The organism is Streptomyces antimicrobicus, from assembly GCF_020532625.1.
In the GTDB taxonomy this organism is placed as follows: Bacteria; Actinomycetota; Actinomycetes; order Streptomycetales; family Streptomycetaceae; genus Streptomyces; species Streptomyces antimicrobicus.
In genome coordinates this window covers 1-20274 of record NZ_JAJAUY010000109.1, presented here as the reverse complement: position 1 = coordinate 20274, position 20274 = coordinate 1, and the positions used below count along the sequence as shown (strand labels likewise).

20 protein-coding genes are annotated in these 20274 nt (G+C 74.9%); 12 read left to right on the top strand and 8 right to left on the bottom strand.

Annotated features, from left to right (window positions below):
* Nucleotides 1-19: 19 nt before the first annotated feature.
* Nucleotides 20-661, bottom strand: a complete 642-nt coding sequence (locus tag LG632_RS22630; protein ID WP_226729259.1) for a TetR family transcriptional regulator — start codon at nucleotides 659-661, stop codon at nucleotides 20-22.
* Nucleotides 662-913: 252 nt separating this feature from the next.
* Here LG632_RS22630 and LG632_RS22625 point away from each other — a divergent pair, with 252 nt between their 5' ends.
* From LG632_RS22625 to LG632_RS22615, 3 genes are all read left to right on the top strand, one after another.
* Entirely contained in the window at nucleotides 914-2227 is a 1314-nt protein-coding gene (locus tag LG632_RS22625; RefSeq protein WP_226729258.1) for a glycosyltransferase family 4 protein, read from the top strand.
* 85 nt (nucleotides 2228-2312) lie between these two features.
* A complete protein-coding gene (locus LG632_RS22620; RefSeq protein ID WP_226729257.1) occupies nucleotides 2313-3047 on the top strand; it encodes a class I SAM-dependent methyltransferase in 735 nt (244 codons plus the stop codon).
* Nucleotides 3044-4129: a prenyltransferase/squalene oxidase repeat-containing protein gene (locus LG632_RS22615; RefSeq protein ID WP_226729256.1), complete on the top strand. Its 1086-nt coding sequence runs from the start codon at nucleotides 3044-3046 to the stop codon at nucleotides 4127-4129. The genes LG632_RS22620 and LG632_RS22615 overlap by 4 nt, the downstream gene beginning before the upstream one ends.
* Nucleotides 4130-4235: 106 nt before the next feature.
* Here the strand turns inward: LG632_RS22615 and LG632_RS22610 are convergent, their stop codons facing one another.
* Entirely contained in the window at nucleotides 4236-4541 is a 306-nt protein-coding gene (locus tag LG632_RS22610) for a hypothetical protein (RefSeq protein WP_226729255.1), read from the bottom strand.
* A 173-nt stretch (nucleotides 4542-4714) separates the two neighbouring features.
* Between LG632_RS22610 and LG632_RS22605 the strand changes: the two genes are divergently transcribed.
* The gene (locus tag LG632_RS22605; protein ID WP_226729254.1) at nucleotides 4715-5371 is read left to right on the top strand and encodes a hypothetical protein; all 657 of its coding nucleotides are present in this window, start codon (nucleotides 4715-4717) and stop codon (nucleotides 5369-5371) included.
* Nucleotides 5372-5461: 90 nt separating this feature from the next.
* Here the strand turns inward: LG632_RS22605 and LG632_RS22600 are convergent, their stop codons facing one another.
* From LG632_RS22600 to LG632_RS22585, 4 genes are all read right to left on the bottom strand, one after another.
* Nucleotides 5462-6472: an LLM class F420-dependent oxidoreductase gene (locus LG632_RS22600; protein WP_226729253.1), complete on the bottom strand. Its 1011-nt coding sequence runs from the start codon at nucleotides 6470-6472 to the stop codon at nucleotides 5462-5464.
* 128 nt (nucleotides 6473-6600) lie between these two features.
* Nucleotides 6601-7431 carry a DUF5336 domain-containing protein gene (locus LG632_RS22595; protein WP_226729252.1) on the bottom strand — a complete coding sequence of 277 codons (831 nt, stop codon included), beginning with the start codon at nucleotides 7429-7431 and terminating at the stop codon, nucleotides 6601-6603.
* 96 nt (nucleotides 7432-7527) lie between these two features.
* The gene (locus LG632_RS22590) at nucleotides 7528-8547 is read right to left on the bottom strand and encodes an N-acetylmuramoyl-L-alanine amidase (protein WP_226729251.1); all 1020 of its coding nucleotides are present in this window, start codon (nucleotides 8545-8547) and stop codon (nucleotides 7528-7530) included.
* 251 nt (nucleotides 8548-8798) lie between these two features.
* Nucleotides 8799-9443 (bottom strand): class I SAM-dependent methyltransferase, encoded by a 645-nt coding sequence (locus LG632_RS22585; protein WP_226729250.1) that lies wholly within the window; start codon nucleotides 9441-9443, stop codon nucleotides 8799-8801.
* Nucleotides 9444-9591: 148 nt separating this feature from the next.
* Between LG632_RS22585 and LG632_RS22580 the strand changes: the two genes are divergently transcribed.
* Nucleotides 9592-11748, top strand: a complete 2157-nt coding sequence (locus LG632_RS22580) for an acyl-CoA dehydrogenase family protein (RefSeq protein ID WP_226729249.1) — start codon at nucleotides 9592-9594, stop codon at nucleotides 11746-11748.
* Nucleotides 11749-11763: 15 nt separating this feature from the next.
* The gene (locus LG632_RS22575) at nucleotides 11764-12951 is read left to right on the top strand and encodes a lipid-transfer protein (protein ID WP_226729248.1); all 1188 of its coding nucleotides are present in this window, start codon (nucleotides 11764-11766) and stop codon (nucleotides 12949-12951) included.
* 9 nt (nucleotides 12952-12960) lie between these two features.
* Here the strand turns inward: LG632_RS22575 and LG632_RS22570 are convergent, their stop codons facing one another.
* Complete coding sequence (locus LG632_RS22570) at nucleotides 12961-13320, bottom strand: response regulator (RefSeq protein ID WP_226729261.1); 360 nt, start codon at nucleotides 13318-13320, stop codon at nucleotides 12961-12963.
* A gap of 183 nt (nucleotides 13321-13503) precedes the next feature.
* Here LG632_RS22570 and chsH3 point away from each other — a divergent pair, with 183 nt between their 5' ends.
* The 3 genes from chsH3 to LG632_RS22555 are packed head-to-tail and all read left to right on the top strand — an operon-like array spanning nucleotide 13504 to nucleotide 16417.
* The gene (chsH3, locus tag LG632_RS22565) at nucleotides 13504-14358 is read left to right on the top strand and encodes an enoyl-CoA hydratase ChsH3 (RefSeq protein ID WP_226729247.1); all 855 of its coding nucleotides are present in this window, start codon (nucleotides 13504-13506) and stop codon (nucleotides 14356-14358) included.
* A 25-nt stretch (nucleotides 14359-14383) separates the two neighbouring features.
* Nucleotides 14384-15460, top strand: a complete 1077-nt coding sequence (locus LG632_RS22560) for a Zn-dependent alcohol dehydrogenase (protein WP_226729246.1) — start codon at nucleotides 14384-14386, stop codon at nucleotides 15458-15460.
* A gap of 12 nt (nucleotides 15461-15472) precedes the next feature.
* Nucleotides 15473-16417, top strand: coding sequence for a 3-oxoacyl-ACP reductase (locus tag LG632_RS22555; RefSeq protein WP_226729245.1), 945 nt, complete (start codon nucleotides 15473-15475; stop codon nucleotides 16415-16417).
* A 177-nt stretch (nucleotides 16418-16594) separates the two neighbouring features.
* On the opposite strand, the gene LG632_RS22550 is transcribed toward LG632_RS22555, so the two are convergent.
* Nucleotides 16595-17857, bottom strand: a complete 1263-nt coding sequence (locus tag LG632_RS22550) for a hypothetical protein (RefSeq protein WP_226729244.1) — start codon at nucleotides 17855-17857, stop codon at nucleotides 16595-16597.
* A gap of 280 nt (nucleotides 17858-18137) precedes the next feature.
* Here LG632_RS22550 and LG632_RS22545 point away from each other — a divergent pair, with 280 nt between their 5' ends.
* The 3 genes from LG632_RS22545 to LG632_RS22535 all read left to right on the top strand — a co-directional run.
* Complete coding sequence (locus LG632_RS22545; RefSeq protein WP_226729243.1) at nucleotides 18138-18995, top strand: Nif3-like dinuclear metal center hexameric protein; 858 nt, start codon at nucleotides 18138-18140, stop codon at nucleotides 18993-18995.
* Complete coding sequence (locus tag LG632_RS22540; RefSeq protein WP_226729260.1) at nucleotides 18992-19735, top strand: zinc ribbon domain-containing protein; 744 nt, start codon at nucleotides 18992-18994, stop codon at nucleotides 19733-19735. Before LG632_RS22545 ends, LG632_RS22540 begins: the two co-directional genes overlap by 4 nt.
* Nucleotides 19735-20274, top strand: a 540-nt coding sequence (locus LG632_RS22535) for a reverse transcriptase-like protein (RefSeq protein ID WP_226729242.1), incomplete at its 3' end; no start/stop codon positions are given. The genes LG632_RS22540 and LG632_RS22535, both read left to right, overlap by 1 nt.

The window sequence follows — 20274 nt, the reverse complement described above, 5'->3', positions numbered from 1 at the left end:
CCCGGCGGCGCGCCCGGCCCTACGAGCGGCGTGATCCGGACGATTCCGGCGGGGCCGTCAGGTCGATCAGCCGGCAGACCGTCTCGATGTCGATCTTCACCTGGGCGATCGACGCCCGCCCCGACAGCCAGGTGATCAACGCGGAGTGCCAGGTGTGCTCGATCACCCGGACCGCCGAGAGCTGCTCGGCGGTGGGCGGGGCGTCCAGCCCCATCGCGTCCAGGATGATCGCGGTGGTGAGCCGGGAGACGGTGTCCACCTCCGGGCTCACGCTGCGGTCCGCGAACGTCAGCGCCCGGACCATGGCGTCCGCCAGGTGCGGTTCGCGCTGCAGGGCCCGGAAGGCGCGCATCAGGGTCTCGGCGACCCGGGCCGCCGGCTCCTCGGCGGCCGGCGGCCGCTTGCGCAGCGTCGTGTGCATGTGCTGCAACTGGTCCTGCATGGTGGCGACGAGCAGGTGCACCTTGGACGGGAAGTAGCGGTACAAGGTGCCGAGCGCCACGCTGGACGACTCCGCGACCTCGCGCATCTGCACCGCGTCGAACCCGCCCCGGCTCGCCAGCTGGGCGCTGGCGTGCAGGATCCGGCGCCGCCTGGCCTCCTGCCGCTCCGTCAGCGGCGGGGACGCTGGGGTGGTGACGGCCTTGCCTTCCGCTGTCATGTGTCCCGTTCCGTGGCGTTCTTCCGTGGCGTCGTGCGGTCTTCGTCCGCGCTGTCCGGCGTGCTTTCGGGGGTGTGACCGGAGTCAGCATCGCAGGAGCCGGTGCCGTGGCGCGAATCACCTGCTCCGCCTCTTACGGTGTGGTTTCCGACCGGTAGATTCAATGCCCCTGGAAGGATCAAGTCTGAAACTTGTTCTACATTATCCGAGCGGTTACGCTCCGGCGAAAGTGCACTGAGAAGGGGGCCGAGAGTGACCGCTGAGGCCATGGTGGCGAACCCTTTCCCGGGCGCCGCGGCCGACGGCGAGCGTCCGTTGCGCATCGCCCTGCTCAGCTACAAGGGGAACCCGTTCTGCGGCGGTCAGGGCGTCTACGTCCGGCACCTCTCGCGTGAGCTGGTGCGCCTGGGGCACTCCGTCGAGGTGATCGGCGCCCAGCCCTATCCGGTGCTCGACGAAGGCTGCGGCGCGGTCCTGACCGAACTGCCCAGCCTGGACCTCTACCGGCAGCCCGACCCCTTCCGTACGCCGCGGCGCGAGGAACTGCGCGACTGGATCGACCTCCTGGAGGTCGCAACCATGTGGACGGGCGGCTTCCCCGAGCCGCTCACCTTCTCCCTGCGGGCCCGGCGCCACCTCGCCGCCCGGCGCGGCGAGTTCGACGTCGTCCACGACAACCAGACCCTCGGCTACGGGCTGCTCGGCGGCCTCGGCGCGCCCCTGGTCACCACGATCCACCACCCCATCACCGTCGACCGCAAGCTGGAGCTCGACGCCGCCCAGGACCGCATGCGGCGGCTCTCGGTGCGCCGTTGGTACGCCTTCACGCGGATGCAGAAGCGGGTCGCGGGCCGGCTGCCGTCGGTCCTGACCGTCTCGGGGTCCAGCAAGCAGGAGATCGCCGCCGACCTCGGCGTGCCGCTGGAACGCATCCACGTCGTCCCCATCGGCGCCGACACCGACCTGTGGTCGCCGGACCCGTCCGTGCCCGAGGTGCCGGGCCGGATCGTCACCACCTCCAGCGCCGACGTCCCGCTCAAGGGGCTCGTCCACCTGGTCGAGGCGCTCGCCAAGGTCCGGGCCGAGCAGCCCGGCGCCCACCTCGTCGTGGTCGGCAAGCGGCCCGAGCGCGGACCGGTCGCCGAGGCCGTCCAGCGGTACGGGCTCCAGGACGCGATCGAGTTCGTCAAGGGCATCAGCGACCGCGAGCTCGTCGACCTCGTCCGCGGCGCCCAGGTCGCCTGCGTGCCCTCGCTCTACGAGGGCTTCTCGCTGCCCGCCGCCGAGGCCATGGCCACCGGCACCGCGCTCGTGGCCACCACCGGCGGCGCGATCCCCGAGGTGAGCGGGCCGGACGGGGAGACCTGCCTGGCGGTGCCGCCCGGGGACAGCGACGCGCTCGCCGGAGCGCTCACCCGGATGCTGGCCGACCCGCAGCTGCGCGCCCGGCTCGGCGCGGCCGGCCGCGACCGGGTGCTGGCCCGCTTCACCTGGGCCAAGGCGGCCGAGGGCACCGTCGCCCGGTACCGGGCCGCCATCGCCGCGCGGGGCCTCGCCCGCCGATGAACCCCGCCCGCACCACCCCCCTGTGCGCATGCGCCGAACCCGCTCCACCCGCTGAACCCGCTGACCCCCGCGAAGGCAGGACCCCGTGCTGACCGTCGATTTCTCCCGGTTCCCGCTGGCCCCCGGTGACCGCGTGCTCGATCTGGGCTGCGGCGCCGGCCGGCACGCGTTCGAGTGCTACCGGCGCGGTGCGCAGGTCGTCGCGCTCGACCGCAACGGCGAGGAGATCCGCGAGGTCGCCAAGTGGTTCGCCGCGATGAAGGAGGCCGGCGAGGCCCCCGCCGGCGCGACGGCCACCGCGATGGAGGGCGACGCGCTGGCGCTGCCCTTCCCCGACGACTCCTTCGACGTGGTGATCATCTCCGAGGTGATGGAGCACATCCCCGACGACAAGGGCGTGCTCGCCGAGATGGTCCGCGTGCTGCGGCCGGGCGGCCGGATCGCGATCACCGTGCCCCGCTACGGGCCGGAGAAGATCTGCTGGGCCCTGTCCGACGCCTACCACGAGGTCGAGGGCGGCCACATCCGCATCTACCGGGCCGACGAACTGCTGGCCAAGATGCGGGCCGCCGGCCTCAAGCCGTACGGCACCCACCACGCGCACGCGCTGCACTCGCCGTACTGGTGGCTCAAGTGCGCCTTCGGCGTGGACAACGACAAGGCGCTGCCGGTCAAGGCGTACCACAAGCTGCTGGTCTGGGACATCATGAAGAAGCCGCTGGCCACGCGGCTCGCCGAGCAGGCGCTGAACCCGCTGATCGGCAAGAGCTTCGTCGCGTACGCCACCAAGCCCCACCTCCCCGTGGACGCGGCCCGGTGAGCACCCCCGGGCGTACCGAACACCTGGTCCTGCCCGGAGTGCTGACCGCCGGGCAGGCCGCCGAGACGGTGGCCGGCATCCTGGCCGCGCAGCGTCCGGACGGGGCGATCCCGTGGTTCCGCGGCCACCACCTGGACCCGTGGGACCACACCGAGGCCGCGATGGCGCTGGACGCGGCCGGCGAGCACGAGGCCGCCGCCCGCGCCTACGACTGGCTGGCCCGGCACCAGAACCCGGACGGCTCCTGGTACGCGGCGTACGCCGACCGCGAGGACGGGGTGGACACCGAGGTCCCGCAGGACGCGGGCAAGGAGTCCAACTTCACCGCGTACATAGCCGTCGGCGTCTGGCACCACTACCTGGCCACCGGCGACGAGACGTTCGTCGAGCGGATGTGGCCGGTGGTCTTCGCCGCCGTCGAGTTCGTCCTCGGGCTCCAGCAGCCCGGCGGGGAGATCGGCTGGAAGCGGGAGGCGGACGGCACCCCCGTCACCGACGCGCTGCTGACCGGCTGCTCCTCCATCCACCAGGCCCTGCGCTGCGCGCTGGCGCTCGCCGAGCACCGCGAGGAGCCGCAGCCGGACTGGGAGCTGGCCGCGGGCGCGCTCGGGCACGCCGTGCGCCGGCACCCGGAGCGCTTCCTGGACAAGAACCGCTACTCGATGGACTGGTACTACCCGGTGCTGGGCGGCGCCGTGACCGGGGCCGAGGCCGCGGCACGGCTCCAGGAGCGCTGGGACGAGTTCGTCGTCCCCGGCCTCGGGGTGCGCTGCGTCCTGCCGAACCCGTGGGTGACCGGCGGCGAGAGCTGCGAGCTGGCGCTGGCGCTGTGGGCGACGGGCGAGTCCGACCGGGCCCTGGAGATCCTGCGCTCGATCACGCACCTGCGGGCCGACAACGGGATGTACTGGACGGGGTACGTCTTCGAGGACGAGGCGGTCTGGCCCGTCGAGCAGACCACGTGGACGGCGGCCTCCCTGCTGCTGGCGGTCGCGGCCCTCGGCGGCGACGAGCCGACCACGACGGTCTTCGGCGGTACGGCGCTCCCGGCGGGTCTGGAGCCCGACTGCTGCCGCGACTGACGGGCCGGGCGGCGCCCTACGGGCCGGGCCGGCGTTCCCCGGACCCGGCGGCCCTACCCCGGGCCGGGCGGTGCTCGGGCCGGGCGGTCCTCAGGCCGGGCGGTCCTCAGGCCCGGCGGGCGAGCGCGCGGGCCACGGCGTGGCCGACCAGCAGGTAGACCACGGCAGGCAGGCCGTAACCGACGACCACCCGGAGCCATTCACGGCTGATGGTGAACAGGTCCAGGGACCAGCCGGCGAGCCAGGTGGCCGCGTCGTGGATCCACGCCACGACCTCGTTGGAGCGGTTGGCGTCCAGCAGGTAGAGGGCGATCCACAGGACGAGGATCAGGGCGGCGATGTCCGCCACCAGGGCGATCAGCCGGGCGGCGGTGACCGGGCCCCGGGCGCGGACGCGGGAATGGGTGGCCATGCTCTGCGTCTTGCCGCCGCGCGGCCCGGCAAACCCCCTTCCGCCCCCGCCCGGTGCCCGGTCGGGACGCGGACGCGCACCCGCAACGGGCACCCGAACGGCTCGCCCGAGTGGTGGGGGCCCGCGGCCGGGGCGAGGCTGCCGGGGACGGCTCAGTCCCCCCGGAGGCCAGCGTGTCCGTACCCGGCAGCACCGACAGCACCGGCACCACCGCCGGCACCCGTTTCCGCCGCGCCCTGACCGCGGTCGTCCTGTCCTGCGCACTGCTGGCCGGTGGCGCCACCGCGTGCGGGTCCGCCTCGGACCGCGCGGCGGTGGCCGGCGCCGAGGAGGCCGCGGTGGCCGAGGCGGAGCAGGCGATGGCGGCGGCGACGGCGGCCATGGACGCGGTCGCCGAGCCCACGCCGAGCACCTCGGCGGAGCGGCAGAAGTTCGCCAAGACCCGGTTCGTCGCCAACGCCGGCCTCGCGGCCGGGGCCACCTACCAGTGGATCATCAAGCCGTACCGCGCGGGCAAGTTCAAGAAGGGCGCCAAGGGCCGTACGTTCGCCCTGATCAAGGCGGGTCTCGCCGGGGCCTTCGCGTACAACCGGCTCAAGGCCGCTCTGGAGAACGCCAAGGGCGACCCGCTGCTGGCCAAGGCGGTCGCCCCGCTGACGGCCGGGGTCGAGTCGCTCAAGGGGCTCGGGTCCAAGCTCCGCAAGGGCGAGGCCGGGGACGGCGACATCGGCACCTTCGAGGACATGATCAACGGGGTCAAGGACGCCGGGAAGAAGGCGGGTGTCGACGTCAAGGACCAGGTGCCGAGCACCTCGGAGCTGACCGGCTGACCGGCTGACCGACTCACCGGCTGCCGCGGCCGACGCGGCGACCCGCCGACCGCCCGAGCCCCCGCGGGGTGAGCACCTGGCCGACGCCGGTCAGGTGCTCAGCTCCGCCAGCACCCGCAGCGTGTGCGGGTCCGGCGCGGTGACCAGCAGGTCGGTCACCGGGCCCGAGCGCCACAGGGCGAGCCGCTCCGCGATCCGCTCGCGCGGGCCCACCAGCGAGATCTCGTCGGCGAAGGCGTCCGGCACGGCGAGCACCGCCTCCTGGCGGCGGCCTTCGAGGAACAGCTGCTGGATCCGCCGGGCCTCCTCCTCGTAGCCCATGCGCGCCATCAGATCGGCGTGGAAGTTGCGGGCGGCGTGGCCCATCCCGCCGATGTAGAAGCCGAGCATCGCCTTGACCGGCAGCAGGCCCTCGGCGACGTCGTCGCAGACCCTGGCCCGGGCCATCGGCGCGATCATGAAGCCCTCGGGCAGGGCGGTGAGGGCGGCCGCGTAGGCGTCGGTGCGGGTGGGGGACCAGTACAGCGGCAGCCAGCCGTCCGCGATCCGGGTGGTCTGGGCGATGTTCTTCGGCCCCTCGGCGCCGAGCAGGACCGGCAGGTCCGCGCGCAGCGGATGGGTGATGGGCTTGAGCGGCTTGCCCAGGCCCGTGCCGTCGGGCCCGTCGTACGGCAGGGCGTGGAAGCGGCCCTCGACGGCCACCGGAGCCTTGCGGGCCAGCACCTGGCGGACCACGTCGACGTACTCGCGGGTGGCGGTCAGCGGGCTCCTGGGGAACGGCCGCCCGTACCAGCCTTCCACCACCTGGGGCCCCGACAGGCCGAGCCCCAGCATCATCCGGCCGCCGGAGAGGTGGTCCAGGGTCAGGGCGTGCATGGCGGTGGCGGTCGGGGTGCGGGCGGCCATCTGCGCGACGGCGGTGCCCAGCCGGATCCGCGAGGTGTGCGCGGCGATCCAGGTCAGGGCCGTGAAGGCGTCCGACCCCCAGGCCTCGGCGGTCCACACCGAGTCGTACCCCAGCCGCTCGGCCTCGACGGCGAGGTCGAGGTGGGCCGGGTCGGGGCCGCGCCCCCAGTAGCCGAGTGCGAGTCCCAGGCGCATCGACGGTCCCCCTCCCACACCGGTCTGACGGACCGTCATGGCGGGGCCCGCCGGGGCACTGTAGGCCAACGGCCCCCCGCCCGGAAGGGCGAGGGGCCGTCGGCCCGGGCGCCGGTGCGCCGGCGGGATCAGCCGCGCTGGATCCCCGAGGTGTCGTTGAGGACGCCGCGCCGGCCGTCCTGGGTCTGCGCCACCAGGGCGTTCGGCCCGCGCTGGTCGACCGCGAGGTACCAGGTGCCGGGCGTCAGCTCGGCGAGCGGGGTCGGCGAGCCGTCCTCCGGGAAGAGCGGACGGGCCACCGGCACCGCGAACCAGAACGGCGCGAAGTCACCCGCCGGGGCGGGCGCCTGCGCGGGCTCGTGCGCCGCCGGGCCGGGGGTCGGGGCCGCGGCGCCCTGGCCGCCGTACGACGGCGTGGGCTGCGGGGTGCTGCCGTACGGGGCCGGTCCGCCCGGGTAGCCGTAGCCGCCGCCCGGCTGGGCGCCGTAGGGCTGCGGCTGCTGCGGCGACGGGGTCGGCAGCAGCGGGCCCGCGAGCGCCGGGACCTTCGGGCCGGCGATGGCGACGCCCGCCACCGCCGCCGTGGCCAGGAACGCGATGATCGAACCGGCGCCGAGGTCGGCGCCCTCCGGGCCGACGACCATGGCCCACAGCGCGGACCAGGTCGCGGCGACCGCCAGTCCGGTGCCCCACCCGGCCAGGGTGAGGCCGCCGATCTTGCGGCCCTCGGGCAGGAAGCGGGTGGCGACGATCAGGCCCGCGCCGATCAGCCCGGTCAGGAAGATCGAGGGGAGGATGATGTTCAGCTGGTCCGTCTCCCACGCGTTCGGGATGCGGTCCTCACAGGCCGAAATGCCTGCGCAGTCGCGGGAGTAGAAATTGAGGAACGACGCGATGAACAGCAGCACCGCTGCTCCGATCACCACGCCGTCGCCTCGAGTGAGGGAGCGGATGTTCACTGGGGATGTCCTTCTCGGTCTCGGTCGCGGGCGGGGACCATCGTACGGACCGTTGGTGCGCCCGGGGGTGCGGGGTCCGCGACGGTGACCGTACCGCTACCCGCCGAGGAAGCCGACGATGCCGTTGGCGATCCCCTGCGCGGCCTTCTGCCGCCACTGCGGATCGGTCAGCAGGGCCGCGTCGTTGCCGTCCCGCATGTTGCCGCACTCGATGAACACCTTCGGCCGGGTCGAGAGGTTGAGGCCGCCGAGGTCGTCACGGACCACCAGGCCGGTACCCCCGCCGAGGTAGTTGGCCGGGGCCGAACCGGTGGCGCGGGCGAAGTTCCCCGCGATCCGCTCGCCCAGTTCCCGGGACGGGCCGACGATGGCCGCCGTGTCCGCCGCCCCGCCCTTGACCTTGGCCGGAAGGATGACGTGGAAGCCGCGGTTGCCGGCCGAGACGCCGTCGGCGTGGACGGAGACCACCGCGTCGGCCGCGGCCTGGTTGCCGATCCGGGCCCGCTCGTCGATGCACGGGCCGAAGGGGCGGTCCGCCTCGTGGGTGAGGACCACCTTGACGCCCTGCTCCTGCAGGAGGGTGCGCAGGCGGCGGGACACGTCGAGCGTGAAGTCGGCCTCCTTGTAACCGGCGTTGGTGGTGGTGCCGGTGGTGTCGCACTCCTTGCGGTGGGTGCCGACGTCCACCTGCTTGTCGATCTCGGCGGTGTGGCGGAAGTTGCCCACGTTGTGGCCGGGGTCGATCACGACCACCTTGCCGGTGAGCGGGCCCCGGGCGGCGGCCGGGGTGGGCGTCGGTGTCGGCGCGGGCGCGGCGGACGCGTCCCGGCCGGCGCCGGGCGCGGGGGCTGACTCGCCCCTTCCCGACTTGGCGTCACCGTGCGGGCTCTGCCCGGCGTTCGGGGACTGCGCGGAGGCCGGCACGGGCCGCCCCTGCGGTGCGGCGGCGTCGGAACCGCCGCCCCCGAGCACCTGGACGAGGACCCAGCTCGCGAGGGCGGCCGGGGCGAGGGCGGCCGCCGAGACGGCGAGCACGGGGCGGCGCGCGAACCAAGGACGGTCCGGGCTGACCGAGGAGGCGGACTCGGGCGGCGGGGGGCTGTCGTCGTACGGCACATCGCGATGCTAATCCGACGAACCGCCCCGCGCGCGGATGCTCGGCCATCCGGGGGCGGGTGGGGCGTCGGGGGCGCGGCGGGCGCCCCTTCGGCGCGGACCGGGCTCGTGCTCGCGCCCGCGGCTCGCGCGCGGACCGGGGGTGCGGCCCCGCCGCGCGGTTCGCGTGCGCGGACCCGGGGTGCGGCCCCGACGCACGGCTCGCGCGCGGACCGCGCAGGCTCCGCGCCGCCCGGGTCGGAGCCCCGGCGTCAGATGCCCGGGCCCGTGCGGCGCAGGACCCGCAGGGAGTCGGTCACCGAGACCTCCTCGAACGCGCCCGAGGCCAGCGCCCGGCAGTAGATGCGGTACGGGGCCTGGCCGCCGTCGGCCGGGTCCGGGAACACGTCGTGGATGACGAGCGTGCCGCCCTCGGCCAGGTGCGGGGCCCAGCCCTCGTAGTCGGCGGTGGCGTGCTCGTCGGTGTGGCCGCCGTCGATGAAGACGAAGCCCAGCCGGCCGCCCCAGGCGGCGGCGACCTGCGGGGACCGGCCGACGATCGCGATCACGTGCTCCTCCAGGCCCGCGCGGTGCAGCGTGCGCCGGAAGGTGGGCAGGGTGTCCATCAGGCCGACCTCCGGGTCGACCACGGACGGGTCGTGGTACTCCCAGCCCGGCTGCTGCTCCTCGCTGCCGCGGTGGTGGTCCACGGTGATCGCGGGCACCCCGGCCCGGCGGGCGGCGTCGGCGAGCAGGATCGTGGAGCGCCCGCAGTACGTGCCCACCTCCAGCAGCGGCAGCCCGAGCGCCGCCGCGCCGGCCGCGGCCTCGTACAGGGCCAGGCCCTCGCGGACGGGCATGAAGCCCTTGGCGGCCTCGAAGGCGGCGAGGGTCTCCGGCTCGGGGGCGGCGGCCATGGGGTTCCTCCGGGGGCATGACGGGGACGGTGCGCGCCCCATGCTGCCCTACCGGCCGGTAGGCGGCCACGGCCGGGTCCCCGGCCCGCTCCAAGAAGGCCGACGTCTGACCTTCCGTCAGATTGAAACGTGTTCTAGTCTGCCGCGCATGGGCATCGCAGTCACGCAGGAGCAGCGGGAGTTGGCCGACGCCGTGCGCGGGTGGGTGGCGCGGACCGTGCCGCCGCAGGACGTGCGCAAACTGCTCGACAGCCCCGCCCGCGGCGGGGAGCGGCCCGGCTGGTGGGACGGGCTCGTCGCGCAGGGGCTGGCCGCCCCGCACCTGCAGGGGGGCACCCTGCTCGACCTCGCCGTGGTCGTGGAGGAGGCCGCCCGCGGGGCGCTGCCCGGGCCGTTCCTGTCCCATGCCCTCGCCGGCGCCCTGCTGCACCGGGCCGGGGCCGGCGAGCTCGCCGCCGCACTCGCCGACGGCAGCCGGATCGGCGCCGTCGCGCTCGGCCCCGGCGGCATGACCGCCGTCGCCGTCGAGGGCGGCGGACACCTGCTCGACGGGACCGCGCCCCCGGTGCTCGGCGCCGGCGCGGCCGACCTCGTCCTGCTCGCCGCCGAGGCCGCGCACGGCACGCTCTGGTTCGCCGTGGACGCCTCCGCGCTGGACGTCCGCAGCCACGAGAGCGCCGACCCCACCCGTCCGACGGCCGAGGTGCGGGCCCGCGGCACCACCGTCCCGCCCGGTCGGCTGCTCGCGCTCGACTCCGCGCTCGTACGCGACCTGGCCTGCGCCCTGTTCGCCGCCGACGCCTGCGGCACGGCCGCCTGGGCGCTGCACACCGCCGCGGAGTACGCCAAGGTGCGCGAGCAGTTCGGGCGGCCCATCGGGCAGTTCCAGGGCGTCAAGCACCTGTGCGCCGACATGCTCGTCCGGCTGGAGCAGGCCCGCGCGCTCGCCTGGGACGCCGTGGCGGCCGTCGAGGGCGAGGAGAGCGCCGACGTGCGCGCCCTGGTCGCGGCCCTCGCCGCCGGGAGCGCGCTGGACGCGGCCTGGTCCTGCGCCAAGGACTGCATCCAGGTGCTCGGCGGCATCGGCTTCACCTGGGAGCACGACGCCCACCTCCACCTGCGCCGGGCCCTGGTCGCGCGGCAGCTGCTCGGGCCCGGCGACGGACACCGCCTCCGGGCCGTCCGGCTGGCCGCCGCCGGCGCGCGGCGCACGCTGCGGCTGGAGCTGCCCGCCGAGGCCGAGACCTACCGGGCCCGGGCGCGCGAGGTGGTCCAGGACGCGCGCGGGCTGGACCCGGCCGCCGCCCGGCGGGTCCTGGCGCCCACCGGCTACGCGGCGCCGCACCTGCCGCCGCCGTACGGCCTGGGAGCCGGCCCGGTCGAGCAGCTGGTCGTGCAGCAGGAGCTGGCGGCGGCCGGGGTGCGGCTCGCCGACCTCGGCATCGCCACCTGGGTGGTGCCCTCCCTGCTCGCCTACGGCACCGAGGAGCAGCGCGAGCGCTACGTCCTGCCCACCCTGCGCGGGGAGATCACCTGGTGCCAGCTGTTCTCCGAGCCGGAGGCCGGCTCGGACCTCGCCTCGCTGCGCACCCGGGCCGCGCGCACCCCCGACGGCGGCTGGCGGGTGGACGGGCAGAAGGTGTGGACGAGCTCCGCCCGCACCGCCGACTTCGGCATCCTGCTCGCCCGCACCGACCCGGCGGCCCCCAAGCACAAGGGCCTCGGCTACTTCGTCGTCGACATGCGCCGCACCCCGGGCATCGAGGTCCGGCCGCTCAAGGAGATCACCGGCGAGGCCCTGTTCAACGAGGTCTGGCTGGAGGACGTACGGCTCCCGGCGGACGCCCTGGTCGGCGCGCCCGACGGCGGCTGGCAGGTCGCCCGCAACACCCTGGGCAACGAGCGCGTCCACATGGCCGACCAGATGACGTTCGACACCGGCCTGGAGGCGCTGCTCGCCCGCTCGGCCGAGCTCGACGGCGCCTGCCGGGCCCGGATCGGGGCACTGGCCGCCGAGGCGCACGCGCTCGCCTGCATCGGCCTGCGCACCACCTTGCAGCAGGTGTCCGGGCTGGAACCCGGTGCCGGGGCCTCCGTGCGCAAGCTGATCCAGACCCCGCACCAGCAGCGCACCGCCGAGCTCGCCCTGGAGCTGCTCGGGCCGGCGGGCGCGGTGTGCGAGGGGCCCGGCGGGCCGGCGGTGCACGGCGTGCTGATGTCGCGCTGCCTGACCATCGCCGGGGGCACCACCCAGGTCCAGCTCAATGTCGTCGCCGAGCGGATTCTCGGCCTCCCGCGGGACTGAAGGAGATCAGGGGACATGAAGGCGTACGTCGTCGGCGTCGGCATGACGCGGTTCGAGAAGCCGGAGTCGAGGGACTGGCAGTACTGGGACATGGCGAAGGAGGCCGGGACGGCGGCCCTGGCGGACGCGGGCGTCGACTACGGGCTGGTGGAGCAGGTGCCGGTCGGCTACTGCTTCCAGGCCTCCACGGCCGGCCAGCGGGCCGCGTACGAACTGGGCCTGACCGGGGTGCCCGTCTACAACGTCAACAACAACTGCGCGACCGGCTCGACCGCGCTGATGACGGCCCGGCAGTTCGTCGCGGGCGGGATCAGCGACTGTGTGCTGGCGCTGGGCTTCGAGAAGATGAAGAAGGGCGCCCTGGGCGGGGGAGCCGACGGCGGCGACTTCGCGACGTCCCCGGTCGCCCGGCACTACGGGATCATGGCCGCCGGCCACGGCTTCGCGATGTCCCCGCCGACCGCCCAGATCTTCGGCAACGCCGCGCGCGAGCACATGGAGCGCTACGGGACGACGGCCGCGCAGCTGGCGGCGGTCGGCGAGAAGAACCACCGGCACAGCGCCGGCAACCCGAACGCCCAGTTCCGCGACGTGTACTCGGTCGAGGAGATCCTCGCGGCCAAGGAGATCCACCGGCCGCTGACCAAGCTCCAGTGCTCGCCCACCTCGGACGGGGCGGCCGCGGCGCTGGTGGTCTCCGAGCGGTTCGTCGTACGGCACGGGCTGCACGGCAAGGCGGTCGAGATCGTCGCCCAGGCGATGACCACCGACACCGAGGCCTCGTTCGCCTCCGGCTCGTGCATCGACGTCGTCGGCAGGCCGATGACGCGGGCGGCGGCCCGGAAGGTCTACGAAGCCTCCGGGCTCGGCATCGAGGACGTGGACGTGATCGAGCTGCACGACTGCTTCTCGATCAACGAGCTGCTGACCTACGAGGCCCTCGGCATGTGCGCGGACGGCGCCTCGGGCAAGCTGGTCGAGAGCGGCGCGACCACCTACGGCGGGCGCTGGGTGGTCAACCCGTCCGGCGGGCTGATCTCCAAGGGGCATCCGCTGGGCGCCACCGGCCTGGCCCAGACGGCGGAACTGGTCTGGCAGCTGCGCGGCGAGGCCGGCCCCCGCCAGGTCGAGGGGGCCCGCATCGGGCTGGCCCACAACATCGGGCTGGGCGGGGCCGCGGTCGTCACGCTGCTGCGCCGCTGAGGCGGCGGCTCAGGGCGCCAGCCCCGGGTCGACCACCGTCTCGCCCGTCGACGCCCGCCGGATCGCCGCCGCCAGGTCCGCCACCGGCCCGTCGCGCAGCACCATGCCGCTCGCGCCCGCGGCCAGGGCGGCCCGCAGCAGCCCCGGCGGCGCCGAGCCCGTCAGCAGCAGCACCCGGCAGTCCGGAGCCTCCGCGAGGACGGCCCCCACCTGGGAGGCCTCGGCCACCAGGGCGACCTCCGGGCGGCCGGTCAGCGGGTCGGCGACGACCTCCAGGTCCGGCTGGAGGCCCAGCAGGACGGCCAGGGCCGGATCGGGCGGGGACAGCAGCACCCGCAGGGACTTGGCGGGACGGTGGTCCCGGGGCATCTCGTCCACGACCGCAGGGTATCTGACTCGACGTCAGCAGTCTTCACAACTGCTGGGCCGTGCGTTATACATTCCCCCACCGGTTCTAGAACGCGTTCTAGAACCGGTCCGCGTACGACCTCGGTGCGACCGACGGTGCGGACGGCCGCACCGAGGTCTTCCAGAACAAGGAGCAGCGTCTTCATGCCGATCGATGCCGCCAAGGCCCTGGCCGCCGAACCCCGCCGCAGCGAGATCGCGTGGGACCACAAGGACGTCCAGCTCTACCACCTCGGGCTGGGGGCCGGGATCCCCGCCACCGACCCCGCCGAGCTGCGCTACACCCTGGAGTCCGAGCTCCACGTGCTGCCCAGCTTCGCCACCGTGGCCGGCGCCGGCATGGCCATGCTCGGCGGGCTCGCCGCCCCCGGGATCGAGGTCGACCTCGCCCAGGTGCTGCACGGCGGCCAGTCCGTCGAGCTGCACCGGCCCATCCCCGTCAAGGGCAGCGCCTCCTCCTCCGCCAAGGTCGCCGCCCTCTACGACAAGGGCAAGGCAGCCGTCATCGTGCTGCGCACGGAGGTCGCGGACGCCGACGGGCCGCTGTGGACGAGCGACGCGCAGATCTTCGTACGGGGAGAGGGCGGCTTCGGCGGCGAGCGCGGCCCCTCCGTCAGCTCCGAGCTGCCCGACCGGGCGCCCGACCGGGTCGAGGAGCGGCACATCCGCGAGGAGCAGGCGCTGCTGTACCGGCTGTCCGGCGACTGGAACCCCCTGCACGCCGACCCCGAGTTCGCCCGGCTGGCCGGCTTCGACCGGCCGATCCTGCACGGCCTGTGCTCGTACGGGATGACCCTCAAGGCCGTCGTCGACACCTCGCTCGGCGGGGACGTCTCGCGGGTGCGCGCCTACCGCACGCGCTTCGCCGGGATCGTCTTCCCGGGCGAGACCCTGCGGATCCGGATGTGGCAGGAGCCCGGGCGGGTGCGGGTCGCGGTGAGCGCCGCCGAACGGGACGACGCGCCGGTCCTCGCCGACACCGTCGTCGAACACGCGTAACGCCGACCACACAAGGAGCCGCACCGTGCGCGCAGCACTGCAGAGCGAGATAGGACAGGACAAGCTCGAGGTCGTCGACGACATGGAGACCGTGGGCTTCGGCCCCGGCAAGGTCCGGATCCGCATCAAGGCCACCGGCCTGTGCCACTCGGACCTCTCCGCGATGAGCGGCGTGCTGCCGCAGCCCGCCCCCTTCGTCCCCGGCCACGAGGGCGCCGGGGAGATCGTCGACGTCGGCGACGGCGTCACCACCCACGCCGTCGGCGACCGGGTCCTCGTCTGCTGGCTGCCGCCGTGCGGGCACTGCCCCGCCTGCCGGCGCGGCCAGGGCCACCTGTGCCTGGAGTCCTTCGGCAACGTCGCCACGCCCAACTTCCGCCGCGCCGGCGGGGAGGTCTTCGGCTTCGCCGGCACCGGCACCTTCGCCGAGGAGATGGTGGTCCCGGCCGGCTGCGCGATACCGATCCCCGACGACCTGCCGTACGACATCGCGGCACTGATCGGCTGCGGCGTGACCACCGGTCTCGGCGCCGCCGTCAACACCGCCAAGGTGGAGGCCGGATCCTCGGTCGCCGTCATCGGCTGCGGCGGGGTCGGCATCTCCGTGATCCAGGGCGCCAAGGTGCAGGGCGCGGCGCAGATCGTCGCCGTCGACCCGGTGGCCTCGCGCCGGGAGGCGGCGCTGCGCTTCGGTGCCACCGAGGGGGTGGCCCCCGAGGCCTTCGCCGACGCCAGGAACCGGATCACCGGCGGGGAGGGCTTCGACTACGTCTTCGAGGTCGTCGGCAAGTCCGCCACCGCGCGGACCGCGTACGAGATGACCCGGCGCGGCGGCTCCGTCGTCGTGGTCGGCGCGGGCGCGCTCGACGACGACTACTCGGTCAACATGTTCTCGCTGTTCTTCGACGAGAAGAAGATCCTGCCGTCGATGTACGGGGGCGGGGACGTGCTCCGCTCCTACGAGCGCACCATCGCGCTGTGGCGGGCGGGCCGGGTGGACCTGGCCGGCCTGATCACGCACCGGGTGCAGCTCGGCGAGATCAACGACGCCCTGGACCAGATGCGTACGGGCGTGGCCCTGCGCACCTGCGTCGAACTCTGAGAGGACCGGTAGATGTCACTCCCACTCGACGGACTGTCCGCCGTCGTCACCGGCGCCGGCCGCGGGCTCGGCCGGGCCGAGGCGATCGAACTCGCGCGGCTCGGCGCGAGCGTGGTCGTCAACGACTTCGGGCAACCGGGGCGGGACGGCTCCGGAGAGGCCTCGGCCGCCCCGGCGGAGGACGTGGCCGCGGAGATCCGCGCCGCGGGCGGGCAGGCGGTGGCGCACCTGGGCGACGTCGCCGACTTCGCGCAGGCGCGCGAGCTGGTGGAACTGGCGGTGAGCAGCTTCGGCAAGCTGGACGTCCTGGTCAACAACGCGGGCATCCTGCGCGACCGGATGATCTTCTCCATGTCGGAGGAGGAATGGGACTCGGTCATCCGCGTCCACCTCAAGGGCCACTTCAACACCACGCACTTCGCCGCGGCGCACTGGCGCGAGCGGTCGAAGGCGGCCGGCGGGCCGGTCTACGGCCGGATCGTCAACACCTCCTCCGAAGCCTTCCTCGGCGGTTCGGCCGGGCAGCCCAACTACGCCGCGGCCAAGGGCGGCATCGTGGGCCTGACCACCTCCACCGCGCTGGCCCTGGCCAAGTACGGGGTCACGGTGAACGCGATCTGCCCGCGGGCCCGCACCCGGATGACCGAGGACGTCTTCGCCGGCTTCCAGCTGCCGGAGGAGGGCAAGCTGGACCCGCTGGCCCCCGAGCACGTGGCGCCGCTGGTCGGCTACCTCGCCTCGCCGGCGTCGGCCCGGGCCAACGGGCAGCTGTTCGTGGTGCACGGCGGGATCGTCGTGGTCATGGAACGGCCCCGGGTCGCGGCCAAGTTCGACACGACGAAGGAGGCGTTCTCCTTCGAGGAGCTGGACGAGGTGCTCGGCGCGCACTACGCGGCCCGCCCGGCGGGCGAGACGTTCGCGGCGGCCGAGGTGCTGGGCCTCAAGCACGGTGCCTAGGCCCGGCCGGTGACGGCCTGCGGCGGCCCCGGGGCGCATCGCTCCGGGGCCGCCGTCGTGCCGGGCGGCGTCGTGCGGGGCGTACGGGCGGAGGGCGTGCGGGCGGAAGGCGTGCGGGCGAGGGCGCACGGGCGGAAGGCGTACCGGCGAGGGCGTACGGGCGGAGGTGCCGGCGGGCTACGCCAGCGGTGCCTGCTGGAGCGGCACAGGGCGCGGTGCCGGGCGGGACGCCGCGCGCGCCGGTGACGGGACGGCGGCGGTGAGCCGGACCGGTGCGGCCGGGACCTCGGGGAGCGTGAGTTCGACCACCCCGCACGGGATGTCCGGTGTGGCGTACGGCAGCCGCAGCCGGGCGTCCGCCGTCCACAGCCCCGCCCCGCCGAGCCAGCCGTACGGCGCGCCCAGCCGGAAGACGTGCCGGTCGGCGGGCCGCCACAGCGCGATCGCGTCGCCCGCCCCGCCGAACCCGGCCCCGCCCAGGCCCGAGCCGCCGGGCCCGGGCGCGCCCAGGCCCGACCCGTCCGGCCCGGAGCCGGACGCCGGCCCGGCCCCGGACGCCGACCCGGCCCGCGACAGGTCCCCGGCCCCGGCCCCGCCCCCCGGCTCCGCCAGCCGCAGCGCGACCGCGCAGGACTCCGGCATCAGCATCTGCCCCGGCTGGACGGCGAACGGCACCGCCGTCGCGCCGACCGTCCGCAGGCACTCGGGGAAGCGCACCGGCCGGGAGCTGCCGAGCACCCCCCAGCCGAGCCGGTCCTCGCCGGGCGCGTCCGACCGGACCAGCAGCAGCCCGCTGTCGACGTCCGCCAGCAGCAGCCGGTCGTCGCTGCCCTCGGCGATCTGGAGCAGGGCGGACACCTCGCCGCCCCGGCCCAGGTCCACCACCACCGCCTTGGTGACGCCCCCCTGCTCGCGGTCCAGGGCGAGCAGCCGGCCCTCCCGGTCCAGCCAGACCCCGCCCGAACAGCGGCCGGGGACGTGCGCGACCGGCGCCGGGCCGAAGCCGCCGCCGGCCACCTGCCACACCGTCGTGGACTCCTCGCCGGCCGCCAGGGCGTACGCGCCCAGGCCGTCCGGCGCGGGCGGGAGCAGGGTCACCCGGGTCCCCTCCGCCGGGGTGACCGCGCCCAGGGGGAGCTCGCCGGTGCGCGGGCCCGTGCGGTGGCCGGTCGGGTAGAGCAGGGCGAACGCGTGCCGCTCGGCCACCCGGCGGTGGATCAGCACCCGGCCGTCCACCAGCGGCAGCACCTCGCTGTCCGCCTCCTCCGGCTGCTCCAGCGGCAGCGGCACCGCGTACGGCTCCGGCCCGCCCAGGGTCCAGCGCTCGGGGTAGCGGGCCTCGCCCTCCCCGGCCAGCCGGGCGGCGTACGAACCGTCCGCGGCGATCGTGAACGCGGCCACGGCCGCCGCCGTCGAACCAGCCACAGCACAGGCAGTCATCCCTGCGTCACCTCCGGTGAGGAAGCTAGTTTTCGCACTTCCTGCCGAACAACACGAGCCCGACCGCTTCACACGTACGGGTGGCCGCGCGGCGGTTCGCCACCCGCGCAGGGTCCGCCTGTGCTGGAGGCGCACCGGCCGGTGGCGCCTCGCCCGGCGCGATCGGGCGCGACCGGCGCGGCCCGCTCGTGAAGGGGCCGGGCACCCGCGGACCCGCGGTCCGCACGGCCGCCCCTCCGCTGGTCGGCGGGGCGCCCGCGACGGACGGTAGCCTTGGCCCGTGCCTCGTCTCTCTGAAGTCATCGCCGCGCTCGACGCACTCTGGCCCCCCGCCCGGGCTGAGCAGTGGGACGCGGTCGGAACCGTCTGCGGCGACCCCGACGCCGAGGTCTCCCGGGTCCTGTTCGCCGTCGACCCCGTGCAGGAGATCGCCGACGAGGCGGTGGAGCTGGGCGCCGAGCTGATCGTCACCCACCACCCCCTCTACCTGCGCGGGACCACCACGGTGGCGGCCGGCACCTTCAAGGGCCGGGTCGTGCACACGCTGATCAAGAACGACATCGCGCTGCACGTCGCCCACACCAACGCCGACACGGCCGACCCCGGCGTCTCCGACGCCCTCGCCGGCGCCCTGGACCTGCGCGTCGTCGGGCCCCTGGTGCCCGACCCGACCGACCCGGCCGGCCGCCGCGGTCTCGGCCGGATCTGCGAACTCCTGCACCCCGAACCGCTGCGCGCCTTCGCCGAGCGGGCCGCGGCCCGGCTGCCCCGCACCGCGCAGGGCATCCGCGTGGCCGGCGACCCGGACGCGCTGATCCGCACCGTCGCCGTCAGCGGCGGCTCCGGCGACAGCCTCTTCGAGCAGGTCCGGGCGGCCGGCGTGGACGCGTTCCTCACCGCCGACCTGCGCCACCACCCGGCGTCCGAGGCCCGCGAGCAGAGCCCGCTCGCCCTGCTGGACGCCGCCCACTGGGCCACCGAATGGCCCTGGTGCGAGCAGGCCGCGGCCCAGCTCGACGCCGTCTCCGAGCGCCACGGCTGGGGTCTGCGGACCCACGTCTCGCGCACGGTCACCGACCCCTGGACGGCGCACGCGCCCTCCGAACCGTCCCCTTCTATCTCTGGAGCCCCCAACTGAACGCCGAGCCCGCCGACCAGATCCGACTCCTCGACGTCCAGGCCCTGGACGTGCGGCTGTCGCAGCTCGCCCACAAGCGGAAGTCGCTGCCCGAGCACGCCGAGCTCGAGTCCCTGACCAAGGACCTCACCCAGCAGCGCGACCTGCTCGTCGCCGCCCAGACCGAGGAGAGCGACACCGCCCGCGAGCAGACCAAGGCGGAGCAGGACGTCGACCAGGTGCGCCAGCGTGCGGCCCGCGACCAGCAGCGGCTGGACTCGGGCGCGGTCGGCTCGCCCAAGGACCTGGAGAACCTCCAGCGCGAGCTGGCCTCGCTGGCCAAGCGGCAGGGCGACCTGGAGGACGTGGTCCTGGAGATCATGGAGCGCCGGGAGTCCGCCGCCGAGCGGGTGTCCGAGCTGACCGAGCGGGTCGCCTCCATCCAGTCCAGGACGGACGACGCCCTCGCGCGCCGCGACGCGGCCACGGGCGAGATCGACGCCGAGATCGCCGCGGTCACCAAGGAGCGCGAGATCGTCGTCGGTTCCGTGCCCGCCGACCTGATCGCCCTCTACGAGAAGATCCGCGTCAAGCAGGGCGGCGTCGGCGCGGCCAAGTTGTACCAGCGCCGCTGCCTGGGCTGCCAGCTGGAGCTGGACATCTCCGAGATCAACGAGGTCAAGGCCGCGGCCCGGGACAAGGTCCTGCGGCACGAGAACTGCGGCCGGATCCTGGTCCGTACGGCGGACTCGGGCATCTGATGCGGCTGGTGGTCGAGGCCGACGGCGGCTCCCGGGGCAACCCGGGGCCGGCCGGCTACGGCGCGGTCGTCCTCGACCCGGCGACCGGCGAGACGCTCGCGGAGCGCGCCGCGTACATCGGCGTCGCCACCAACAACGTGGCCGAGTACAAGGGGCTGATCGCCGGGCTGACGGCGGCGCGGGAGCTGTTCCCCGAGGCCGAGGTGACGGTCCGGATGGACTCCAAGCTGGTCGTCGAGCAGATGTCGGGCCGCTGGAAGATCAAGCACCCGGACATGAAGCCGCTGGCGGCCGAGGCCGTGCGGATCCTGCCGCCGGGGCGGGTGACGTACGAGTGGATCCCGCGCGAGCGCAACAAGCACGCCGACCGCCTGGCCAACGAGGCCATGGACGCCGGCCGGCGCGGCGAGCAGTGGTCCCCGGACCTCTCGGCGGCCCGTACCCTGGCCGCCGCGCCGCCCCCGTCGGGCCCGCCCGGCGACGCCGCGGCGGGAGCGGCGGCGGTCCGCGCGGCCCTGGCGAACGCCCGCCCGGCGACG

What these genes read in the sequence shown, in the direction of transcription:
- LG632_RS22630 (WP_226729259.1), bottom strand. Translation starts at nt 661, where the DNA reads ATGACAGCGGAAGGCAAGGCCGTCACCACCCCAGCGTCCCCGCCGCTG.
- LG632_RS22610 (WP_226729255.1), bottom strand. Translation starts at nt 4,541, where the DNA reads ATGGCCACCCATTCCCGCGTCCGCGCCCGGGGCCCGGTCACCGCCGCC.
- LG632_RS22600 (WP_226729253.1), bottom strand. Translation starts at nt 6,472, where the DNA reads ATGCGCCTGGGACTCGCACTCGGCTACTGGGGGCGCGGCCCCGACCCG.
- LG632_RS22585 (WP_226729250.1), bottom strand. Translation starts at nt 9,443, where the DNA reads ATGGCCGCCGCCCCCGAGCCGGAGACCCTCGCCGCCTTCGAGGCCGCC.
- LG632_RS22580 (WP_226729249.1), top strand. Translation starts at nt 9,592, where the DNA reads ATGGGCATCGCAGTCACGCAGGAGCAGCGGGAGTTGGCCGACGCCGTG.
- LG632_RS22575 (WP_226729248.1), top strand. Translation starts at nt 11,764, where the DNA reads ATGAAGGCGTACGTCGTCGGCGTCGGCATGACGCGGTTCGAGAAGCCG.
- LG632_RS22570 (WP_226729261.1), bottom strand. Translation starts at nt 13,320, where the DNA reads ATGCCCCGGGACCACCGTCCCGCCAAGTCCCTGCGGGTGCTGCTGTCC.
- chsH3 (WP_226729247.1), top strand. Translation starts at nt 13,504, where the DNA reads ATGCCGATCGATGCCGCCAAGGCCCTGGCCGCCGAACCCCGCCGCAGC.
- LG632_RS22555 (WP_226729245.1), top strand. Translation starts at nt 15,473, where the DNA reads ATGTCACTCCCACTCGACGGACTGTCCGCCGTCGTCACCGGCGCCGGC.
- LG632_RS22550 (WP_226729244.1), bottom strand. Translation starts at nt 17,857, where the DNA reads ATGACTGCCTGTGCTGTGGCTGGTTCGACGGCGGCGGCCGTGGCCGCG.